Here is a 9,621-nt window from a genome sequence, read left to right as displayed (position 1 = left end):
CGGACCAACAGTAGACTTGAGGAATTGCTGAGCAACCACCTCGAACGGGGTGAATCACGCGGAGGAAGTAAATGACTGAGCCCAAAGTGCTGTCGGAGAGGTACGAAGTCCGTACCCTCCTCGGCCGTGGGGGCATGGCAGAGGTGCACGAGGGCGTCGACACCCGTCTGGGGCGGCGCATCGCGATCAAGCTTCTGCGGTCCGATCTTGCGCGCGATCCGTCGTTCCACACCCGCCTCAAGCGCGAGGCGCAGTCCGCTGCCGGTCTCAACCATCCCGGCATCGTCGCCGTCTACGACTCCGGGGAGGAGGAGTTCGTCGAATCCGGCGGCTCGAGCGTCTCCGTTCCCTTCATCGTCATGGAGTACGTCGAGGGCCAGACCCTGCGAGAGGTCCTCAACGAGCACGGCACCCTCACCGTCGACGAGGCGCTCAACGTCGTCGCCGGAGTCCTCGCCCCGCTCGAGTACTCGCACCGCAACGGCATCGTCCACCGCGACATCAAACCGGCGAACGTCATGCTCACCCCCGAAGGCGACATCAAGGTCATGGACTTCGGGATCGCCAGGGCGCTCAAGGACAACAGCGGGCTGACGCAGACGCAGTCCGTCGTCGGCACCGCACAGTACCTCTCCCCCGAGCAGGCGCGCGGCGAGGTCGTCGACGCCCGCTCCGACCTCTACTCGACCGCGTGCCTCCTCTACGAGCTCCTCGCCGGTCGACCCCCGTTCGTCGGCGACTCCCAGCTCGCCGTGGCCTACCAGCACGTCGGGGAGACCCCGCAGCCCCCGAGCTTCTACAACCCCACCATCCCGCCCGAGGTCGACCGCCTCGTCCTCCATGCCCTGCAGAAGGACCGCGACGAGCGCTACCAGGACGCCTACACCTTCCGTGAGGACGTGCTGGCCGCCCGCGACGGCCGACCGCTGAGCATCGACGGCGGTGACGAGGACCGCACCCAGGCCTTCGCCGCCGCCGGAGCAGGTGCCGGAGCCGGGATGATGGGGCCTCCCACGGGCACTCAGGTCTACCCCGCGGACTACGAGTCGGCCCCCGAGACGGGTCCGGTCTCGACGATCATGAACCGGCAGGAGGAGCGCCCCCCGCAGAAGCGGTCGAAGGCATGGATCTGGATCGGCAGCATCTTCGTCCTCCTCGCTCTCGCCGCACTCGCCCTGTGGGTGTACGAGATCAACAAGCCACCGGAGATCGTCCAGGTCCAGGTGGCCGATGTCGCCGGGCTCGACGCCGACGCCGCCGAGGCGCAGCTGCGCAATCAGGGATTCCAAGTCACCCCGGAGGAGCAGTACAGCACCGAGGTCGACGAGGGCAAGGCGATCTCGACCGATCCCGCCGCCGGACAGTCCATCCCGGAGAACAGCCAGGTCAAACTCCTCGTCTCCCTCGGTCCGGAGAGCGTCTCGATCCCCGAGGTCGCCGGCAAGACCGAGGAGGAGGCCCGCCAGATCCTCAAGGACGCCAAACTCCAGGCCGGCACGCACATCACCCAGAACTCCCCGGACGTCAAGAAGGGCGTCGTCATCGAGACGAAGCCCGGCGAGGGCGAGAAGGTCGATGTCGACTCGAACGTCGACCTCGTCGTCTCCTCCGGCATGGTCAAGGTCCCCGACGTCACCGGTCAGACCGCCGACGAAGCGTGCAACACGCTCAAGGGCGACGACTACAAACTCGGTTGCAAGGTCGAGGAGGTCGAGACAGCTGACCAGGAGGAGGGCAAGGTCTACGAGCAGTCGACGCCCGGCGGCACCGACGTGGCGCAGGGGTCGGAGATCACCGTGACCGTGGCGAAGAAGCCCCCGGAGCCCACCCCGACGATCCCGTCGGTCCCCGGCGGCATCCCGACCTCACCGTCCGATGACGCCGGCGGCGACGGCAACGACAACGGCAGCGGCGGCACCGAGACCGACGGCGCCGTCGGCGGCGGGGAGTCGTGGTTCGACGGCTGGTCCGACGGCCGTCGCGGCAACAACGGCAACGGCAACGGCCGCGACTGAGTCTCAGCCGAGAGTGACGAAGAGGTCGGTGCGCAGATCCGCCGGGTCCATCTCCGGATTCGGCTCGGTCACGTAGACCTCGAAGAACGGCATGTCCGGATGGTGTCCGGCGGCCACCAGGGCCTGCATGTGCGCGTTCCACGCCTCGGCGAGACCGTCGAACCCGCCGAGGTGGGAGATCGCCCCGATCGACCCGCCGGGCAGTTCGGCGGGAATCGCGGTGAGGTCGTCCCCGAGATCGAGCGCCTGGCTCAGCCCCGTGGCCACGGGAACCCCGACCTGGATGTCGACGGTGTCCGTGGGCGGGCGCGTGTAGAGCGAGAACGCCGGCCCGGCAGGCTCCACGCCCGCCTCGGCGAGGGCGGGGAAGAGGCGCGAGAAGACGGCGTCGAAGAGGGCGGGGAGCTCGTCCATCGGATGGCCCTGCGCCTCGACGACGACCGTGGGCACCGGCTGAGCCTCGAACACGGTGAGTTCGCGATACGGCTCGGTCGGGATGTAGCTGGGTTCGGGCATGGGGATTCCTCTCGCTGGCGACCGCCGGTGGACGGTCTGGATGAGTGTGGAACCGATCCTAAGCGCTCGGCCGGTGACGGGAAAGCTCTCCCGGTGACGGAGACGTCATCGCGCTGGCCAGCGGCGACATCGACGCAGCACGCTCGGCGGCGCCGGCGAGCCCACAGACTTCGAGCCAGTTGCCGAGCATGAGGTACCCGGATTCGGTGAGCACCGATTCGGGGTGGAACTGGACGCCGTGGAGCGGGACGGTGCGGTGCTCGATGGCCATGACGACGCCGTCGGCGGTGCGCGCGGTCACGGCGAAGGTCTCGAGGTCGATCGTCTCATCGACGATCGCCAGCGAATGGTAGCGGGTGACCGTGAGCGGAGACGGGCATCCGGCGAAGACGCCCTGACCCTCATGGGTGATGACCGAGGTCTTGCCGTGCATGAGGACCGGCGAATGCGTCACGGTCGCCCCGAACACCTCGCCGAGGGCCTGATGGCCGAGGCACACGCCGAACAGGGGCTTGCCCGCCTCGGCGGCCCAGCGGATGAGGTCGGGGCACACGCCGGATTCGGCGGGCACACCGGGACCCGGAGACAGCAGGATCCCGTCGTATCCGCGCGCCAGCTCCACGGCCGCCTCGGCGCCCAGATCGTCGTTGCGGATGACGTCCGCGCTCGCACCGAGCTCACGGACGTAGGAGACGAGGGTGTAGACGAAGCTGTCGTAGTTGTCGACGACGAGGATCGAGGTCATCACGCGCCTTCGTCGGTGACGGTCGCGTTGTTGAACGGCATGTAGGGCGCGACGGCCGGGAAGACGTACTGCATGAGGAGGAGGACGACCGCGGCGATGAGGATGAGCGCGAAGACGAGCTTGACGAACCACGGTCCGGGCAGGAGCCGCCAGATGAATGCGTACATGTCAGGCACCACCGTTCTTGCTGACCTTTTCGTAGGCCTTCGAGTCCTTGATCGAGTCGGGCGCACCCTCGGAGGCCGGGGTCCACTCCGTGAGTTCGGCGTAGGCGATGTAGCGCTCGCGGGCGGAGAACATCGGGTTGCACGCGGTGAGCGTGAGGATCCTGTCCTTGCCCTTGTACTCGGGCTGGTCGGGCACGGGGGCGAGGACCTCGACGGCGTCGGGGAGGATGATGTCGAAGTTGCGGAACGTGTACGTGTAGAACCCGTCCTTCGTCTGGACGACGATCTCATCGCCGGGCCGCAGCTTCGCGATCTGGTTGAACGGCTTGCCGTACGTGACGCGGTGGCCGGCGACGGAGAAGTTGCCGACCTCCCCGGGCATCGCCGAGTTCGGGTAGCGGCCCACGCCCATCCGGTTGAGGACGGGTTCGAGGTCGACGCCCTCGGCGAGAGTGCGGTAGTAGTCGTCGCCGAAGCGCGGGATGTAGAAGATCCCGAACGCCGTGTTCTTCTCCACCGGTTCCGCGACGACGGGTTCGTCGGGGTCCGCGGGCAGCTTGTTCGGGTCCTGGTTCGCCCAGTCCTTCGTCAGCTGGTCCGCGAGGACCTCGTTGTCGCGGTCGGCTTCGATGTCCGTCCACCACAGCTGCCACGCGACGAAGAGGATGAGGACGAGACCGGCGGTGATGCAGAGTTCGCCGAAGGTGCGGATCGTTCCGCGGATCGGGCCGAGCGGCTGACGCTGCGGCGGCTGCTTCCTCCGGCCCCCTCCGCCCCGTCCGGAGCCGCCTCCCCCGCCGAGGTGGGGCTCGCCTGCCGCGACCGCGCCCTGTGCCGCTGTGGCCGGGACGCCCTCCGCATAGCCGGTCTGGGGCCGGGGGTGCTGGGGCTGGCTGTACTGGGGAGCGGTGTACTGGGCGGCCGTGTACTGCGCCGGCATCGCCTGGGTCGCAGGGCCGTCGCCGAGGGGCGGGGCATCGGAGTAGGACGCGGGGGCGGCACCGGCGGCTTCGGCTTCCCGACGGCGCAGTTCGCGGCGGCTCGGCAGGGGCGCGTCGTAGCCACCCGCTGCGGCGGTGTCTCCCGGTCCGCGGGAGGCGCTCTCACCCTGGCCGGAGGAGGCGATCGCATCGGTGCGCATCGGCTCCGTCGCCGGGCCCGGGTCGATGGGCTGCGGGGCGGGCTGGCGTCGCTGCGCCGCGCGAATGGTGGGTCTCGAAGACGATTCGCTATCCGAGGAGAGACTGTTCACCACTTCTGCACCGTGCCTATGACCTTTGCAATCCGGGGCTCGACCAGTGATCGAGCGGGGACACCCTACAGAACTTTATCGCATGAACGTGACGCGGTGTCCCCTTCACAGCTCGTCTCGGCTTCGCACACAGCTGACTCTGAGCCTCCCGCGCGCAGTGCCGAAGCCGCTGACTCCGGGCGCCGTCGTGGCGTCGCCGAGGCGCGGGCGAGGTTTTTCGCGCATGCTCGCCTCCCGAGTAGACTGGGTGCGATCATCCCCGACCAGAGCATCGGCGACCCGCCCGGGTTCGCTGTCGAAGGAGTTCACGTGGCCAAGTCCAAAGGACGGACCTCGCGCCCTCAGCGCACCTCGCGCACCACGGCGAAGCCCGAGTCGACGACCGACGACGCGGCCGTCGTCGAGGAGACCGACGTCGAGGTCACCGAGACCGACGCCACGGGAGGCACCGAGACGGTCGAGGTCACGGAGATCGAGGTCACCGAGACCGACGCGGACGAGGACACCGACGCTGAAGAGACGGACGCTGACGACGATGCAGCCGCCTCGGCGAAGGACGAGAAGAAGTCCGAGAGCACGGCGAAGGACTCGAAGGACAGGGTCTCCAAGGACAAGGACTCCAAGGACGCGAAGGCTGACTCCGCGAAGACCAAGGATTCAAAGGGCGGGAAGAAGGCCGCGACGAAGCGGACCTCGCGCTCGGGGAATCCCGCCAAGCGCTCGCAGGGCCGGAAGACGGCGAGCTACACCTCCGAGGCCGGTCAGCAGACGATCAAGCCGAACCCGCGCTGGTTCCTCCCCGTCCTCATCGGCCTCCTCCTCGTCGGCCTCATCTGGCTCGTGACGTTCTACATCACCCAGGGCGCGTTCCCCGTCGAGGCCTGGGGCAACTGGAACATCCTCATCGGCTTCGCGTTCTTCGTCGCGGGCCTCATCATGTCCACCCGCTGGCGATAGCGCCGCGCCGCTGCGCAGCCGCCACGCTGTCGCTCACCACGCAACCCTCCACTCGCCCCGATCACACGGGCAGGTGGAGGGTTTCGTCGACTTCTGAGTTATACCCAAGCAACGACTCTGTCCTGTGCATAACTTTCTTCACCCCTGTGACCTGGGGAAACACACGCGTGTAAGTTTTCCACCGTGTGGATAACCCCTGTGGACAAAGCACAGATGCAGTGCCGGGAGGCACATCGCCTGCGGTTCTCGGAGCCCCGGAGAACGTCCCCGACCCAGCTCTCAGGTGCCCGCCTCTCAGAGCCCCGGTGCCGGGCCGGCGGCGAGCGTCTTGACGACGGCGGCGACGGCCATGAGGACGACGAGGCCGGCGGCAACGAGCCAGAACACGAGGGTTGAGCGCTGAGGCTTGACGAGCAGCGCCGCGCAACCGAGGACGAAGCCGGTGAGCAGCCCGCCGAGGTGGGCCTCCCACGAGACACCCTCGACGAGGAACCCGTAGCCGAAGTTGAGGACGACGAAGAGGACGACACCGGTGATGTTGCGGTCGAGGCGCTTCGTCGGGACGAGGAGGACGCCGATGATCGCGAACACGGCACCCGAGGCGCCGATGTTGTTCGTCACCCAGTCCCGGCTCCACGGTTCGGCGAGGAGGAGGACCATGACGGAGCCGCCGATCGCGCCGAGGAGGTAGACCGCGAGGAAGCGCCACCGCCCGAGCGCCCGCTCGACGAACGAGCCGAAGAAGAAGAGCCCGATCATGTTCGCGAGCAGATGGATGGGAGAGGGCTGCTCGTGGACAAGGGCGACGGTGAGCAGGCGCCACGGCTGGTCGAGGGTGAGAGCGGGGACGAAGCTCAGCCGGTGGATGAGGTCGAGTCCCGGCAGCAGCTGGAGGAGGAACGACAGTCCCGTGACGATCATGATCGTCCGTGTCACCAGGGGGATGGACACGGACAGGGCCCGGCCTGATTCCCTGGCCGGGCCCTGTTCTGGTGTGCTCATGGCACCATCGTACTGGTGCTCAGGCGTCCTTGATCTCGACGGATTCGATGACGACCGGCTCGACGGGCTTGTCCATCGCACCCGTGCGCACGCCTTCGATCTCGTCGACGACCTTCTGCGAGGCCTCGTCGGCGACCTCGCCGAAGATCGTGTGCTTGCCGTTGAGCCACGGGGTCTCAGCGGTGGTGATGAAGAACTGCGAGCCGTTGGTGCCGCGGCCCATCTGCTTGCCGGCATTGGCCATCGCGAGCAGGTACTTCTTGTCGAACTGGAGTTCGGGGTGGATCTCGTCGTCGAAGACGTATCCGGGACCGCCGGTGCCGGTGCCGAGCGGGTCACCGCCCTGGATCATGAAGTTCGAGATGATGCGGTGGAAGCCGACGCCGTCGTAGAAGGGGCGCTTCGTCGGCTCACCGGTCTGGGGATCGGTGAACTCGCGCTCACCCGTGGCCAGCTCGACGAAGTTGGCGACCGTCTTCGGAGCATGGTTGCCGAAGAGGTTGATCGTGATGTCGCCGTGGTTGGTGTGCAGGACCGCTGTGTTCGTTGCAACTGTAGACATGCCCTCATTCTTCCATGCCGCACACAGGTCTGCGGTTCCATCAAGGTGGGTTTGTACGACTCTGCCAGCGTATCCGCAGGCAAATTCCTGGCCCTGAGGTGGCGTGCGCCCCCGGGCCAGGCCGTAGACTGGGGAGTGATCAGTTGCCCCTGACCCGGAGGATTGGGAATGTTCATGTCGAAGAAACCAGCTCGGAAGCCGCTCGCGTCGAAGCTCGATTCCGCGAAGAAGACGTCGCTCCGGTTCCTGGCCGACGCGTCGGATGCGGCGGCGCCCAAGCTCCGCGAGGCAGCCGACAGGGCGAATGAGCAGGTCGGTGTCTTCACGGAGAAGGCCCGTCCGCAGGTCGAGGCTCTGGCCGAGAAGGCCAACCGTCAGGTCCACGACATCGCCGACCGGATCGAGGCGTACCGCCCCGAAGCCACGGAGAGGGCCGGGAAGGTCGCCGGAACGGCTGCCGCCTCGCTCGCGGCGATGGAGACCCCGCAGCTCATCGACAACCTCGCTGTGCGCCTCACCGGTGACAAGAAGGCGATGAAGAAGGCCCGCAAGGCCCTCGCCAATGCCGGCAAGCGGATCCAGAAGGAGACCGCACAGAAGTCGAACACGAGCAAGAAGGCCCTCGTGTGGACGCTCGTCATCGGCTCGGCCGCCGGCATCGGCTACTACGTGTGGAAGAAGGCCCAGCCGGTCGAGGATCCCTGGTCGACCCCGCTGCCGAACAACCGTCCCGCTGACGCCCGCCCCGTCGGCTCGACCCCGGCCTCGCGCCAGGGCACGACGCCCACGGTCTCGCAGGCTCCGGTGCCCGAGTCGAAGACGGATGCCACCCCGGCTCCGAAGCCGACGACCGCGCCGAAGCCCGCGACTCCGAACCCCGCGGCCGGCGACCCGAAGGACACCAACGCCAAGCACTGAGACGCACCGACCGTCGCCGGTGACGACCGAGGCGGCCACCCGTTCGGGTGGCCGCCTCTGTGCTGTCCGGCAGCAGCCGGGGAACGCCCCGGCCCCAGCCGGGGCACGCCTCAGTACACGGCGCCCGGATTGAGGATGTTGTCCGGGTCGAGCGCGGCCTTGATCCGGTGGTTGAGCTCCATGACATCGGCGCCGAGGTAGTCGGCCAGCCACGGCTTCTTCAGCCGTCCCACCCCGTGCTCGCCGGTGATCGTCCCGCCGAGTGAGGTCGCCAAGTCCATCACCTCGCCGTAGGCGATGTCGGCCCGCGCTCGCTGTTCGGCGTCCGTGGGGTCGACGATGAGCAGCGGATGGGTGTTGCCGTCCCCGGCGTGGGCGATGACGGAGATGAGGACGTCGCGGTCCTCGGCGATCCGCTCGATCCCGACGACGAGATCGCCGAGGCGGGGCAGCGGCACGCCGACGTCCTCGAGCAGGAGGGTGCCCTTCTTCTCGACCGCGGGGATCGCCATCCGCCGGGCGGTGACGAAGGCCTCCCCCTCGTCGGCGTCGTCGGTCGCATAGACCTCGCTCGCCCCGTTCTTCGCACAGAGCTCCTCGACGGTCGCGATCTGTCCGGACGCATACTCGCCGGGTTCGTCGGACTGGATGACGAGCATGCCTGCGGCCTCCCGGTCGAGGCCCATCCGCAGCTCGTCCTCGACGGCATTGATCGAGGCGCGATCCATGAACTCGAGCATCGACAGGCGCATCTGCGCACAGATGTCGAGGACGGTCTGGGTCGCTCCCTCGAGGGTGGGGAACGTGGCGACGAGGGTCGTCGGCGGCAGCTGGGCGGGGATGAGGCGCAGGGTCACCTCGGTGATGATGCCGAGAGTGCCCTCGCTGCCGACGAAGAGCTTCGTCAGGGACAGCCCCGCGACGTCCTTGACGCGGGGCCCGCCGAGCTCGACGGCGCGGCCGTCGGCGAGCACGACCGTCATCCCGAGCACGTAGTCCGTCGTCACCCCGTACTTGACGCAGCAGAGCCCGCCCGCGTTCGTCGCGACGTTGCCGCCGATCGAGCAGAACTCGTACGACGAGGGGTCCGGCGGGTACCACAGGCCGTGCTCGGCGGCCGCGGCCTTGACCTCGGCGTTGAAGGCCCCCGGTTGGACGACGGCGATGCGGGTCGCAGGGTCGACGGCGATCTCCCGCATCCGGTCGAGGCAGACGATGATGCCGCCCTCGACCGCGGAGCTGCCGCCCGAGAGGCCGGAGCCGGCGCCGCGGGGGACGACGGGGATCTTTGCGGCCGCGGCGATGCGGACGACGGTCTGGACGTCCTCGGTCGAGGTCGCGCGGACGATGGCCAGCGGCATGCCCGCATCAGGGTCGTTCGCGCGATCCCACCGATAGGCGTCCATCGAATCGGGGTCGGTGACGATCGCCTCGGCGGGCAGGGCTGCGGACAGGGCGGATAGGACCTCGGCTGACATCATTCTCCT

The 9,621-nt window shown here is 68.1% G+C and carries 10 protein-coding genes; 3 read left to right on the top strand and 7 right to left on the bottom strand.

The window, feature by feature from the left end; translation table 11 throughout:
• The first annotated feature begins 71 nt into the window (after positions 1-71).
• Positions 72-2,015, top strand: coding sequence for a Stk1 family PASTA domain-containing Ser/Thr kinase (gene pknB / locus AC0VYB_RS00210; RefSeq protein WP_101624232.1), 1,944 nt, complete (start codon positions 72-74; stop codon positions 2,013-2,015).
• 3 nt (positions 2,016-2,018) lie between these two features.
• Here pknB and AC0VYB_RS00205 read toward each other — a convergent pair whose 3' ends face one another.
• Genes AC0VYB_RS00205 through AC0VYB_RS00190 form a run of 4 tightly spaced genes read right to left on the bottom strand, consistent with a single transcriptional unit; the run spans position 2,019 to position 4,584 of the window.
• Positions 2,019-2,531: a GyrI-like domain-containing protein gene (locus tag AC0VYB_RS00205; protein WP_009379827.1), complete on the bottom strand. Its 513-nt coding sequence runs from the start codon at positions 2,529-2,531 to the stop codon at positions 2,019-2,021.
• 58 nt (positions 2,532-2,589) lie between these two features.
• Positions 2,590-3,276: an anthranilate synthase component II gene (locus AC0VYB_RS00200; RefSeq protein WP_101624231.1), complete on the bottom strand. Its 687-nt coding sequence runs from the start codon at positions 3,274-3,276 to the stop codon at positions 2,590-2,592.
• Positions 3,276-3,443, bottom strand: coding sequence for a hypothetical protein (locus tag AC0VYB_RS00195; protein WP_040342208.1), 168 nt, complete (start codon positions 3,441-3,443; stop codon positions 3,276-3,278). Before AC0VYB_RS00195 ends, AC0VYB_RS00200 begins: the two co-directional genes overlap by 1 nt.
• Position 3,444: 1 nt before the next feature.
• A complete protein-coding gene (locus tag AC0VYB_RS00190; protein WP_101624230.1) occupies positions 3,445-4,584 on the bottom strand; it encodes a class E sortase in 1,140 nt (379 codons plus the stop codon).
• A 420-nt stretch (positions 4,585-5,004) separates the two neighbouring features.
• Between AC0VYB_RS00190 and AC0VYB_RS00185 the strand changes: the two genes are divergently transcribed.
• Positions 5,005-5,652 (top strand): cell division protein CrgA, encoded by a 648-nt coding sequence (locus AC0VYB_RS00185; protein WP_101624229.1) that lies wholly within the window; start codon positions 5,005-5,007, stop codon positions 5,650-5,652.
• A 294-nt stretch (positions 5,653-5,946) separates the two neighbouring features.
• Here AC0VYB_RS00185 and AC0VYB_RS00180 read toward each other — a convergent pair whose 3' ends face one another.
• Positions 5,947-6,654, bottom strand: a complete 708-nt coding sequence (locus AC0VYB_RS00180) for a rhomboid family intramembrane serine protease (protein WP_227006994.1) — start codon at positions 6,652-6,654, stop codon at positions 5,947-5,949.
• Positions 6,655-6,673: 19 nt separating this feature from the next.
• A complete protein-coding gene (locus AC0VYB_RS00175; protein ID WP_009379838.1) occupies positions 6,674-7,216 on the bottom strand; it encodes a peptidylprolyl isomerase in 543 nt (180 codons plus the stop codon).
• A gap of 174 nt (positions 7,217-7,390) precedes the next feature.
• Between AC0VYB_RS00175 and AC0VYB_RS00170 the strand changes: the two genes are divergently transcribed.
• Positions 7,391-8,134, top strand: a complete 744-nt coding sequence (locus tag AC0VYB_RS00170; RefSeq protein ID WP_227006995.1) for a hypothetical protein — start codon at positions 7,391-7,393, stop codon at positions 8,132-8,134.
• A 110-nt stretch (positions 8,135-8,244) separates the two neighbouring features.
• Here AC0VYB_RS00170 and AC0VYB_RS00165 read toward each other — a convergent pair whose 3' ends face one another.
• Entirely contained in the window at positions 8,245-9,612 is a 1,368-nt protein-coding gene (locus AC0VYB_RS00165; protein ID WP_101624227.1) for an FAD-binding oxidoreductase, read from the bottom strand.
• Positions 9,613-9,621: the final 9 nt, after the last annotated feature.

Source organism: Brevibacterium sp. Z349TD_9, assembly GCF_056173565.1.
The sequence above is the reverse complement of the archived record's forward strand: the minus strand, read 5'-3'. Positions and strand labels throughout refer to the sequence as shown.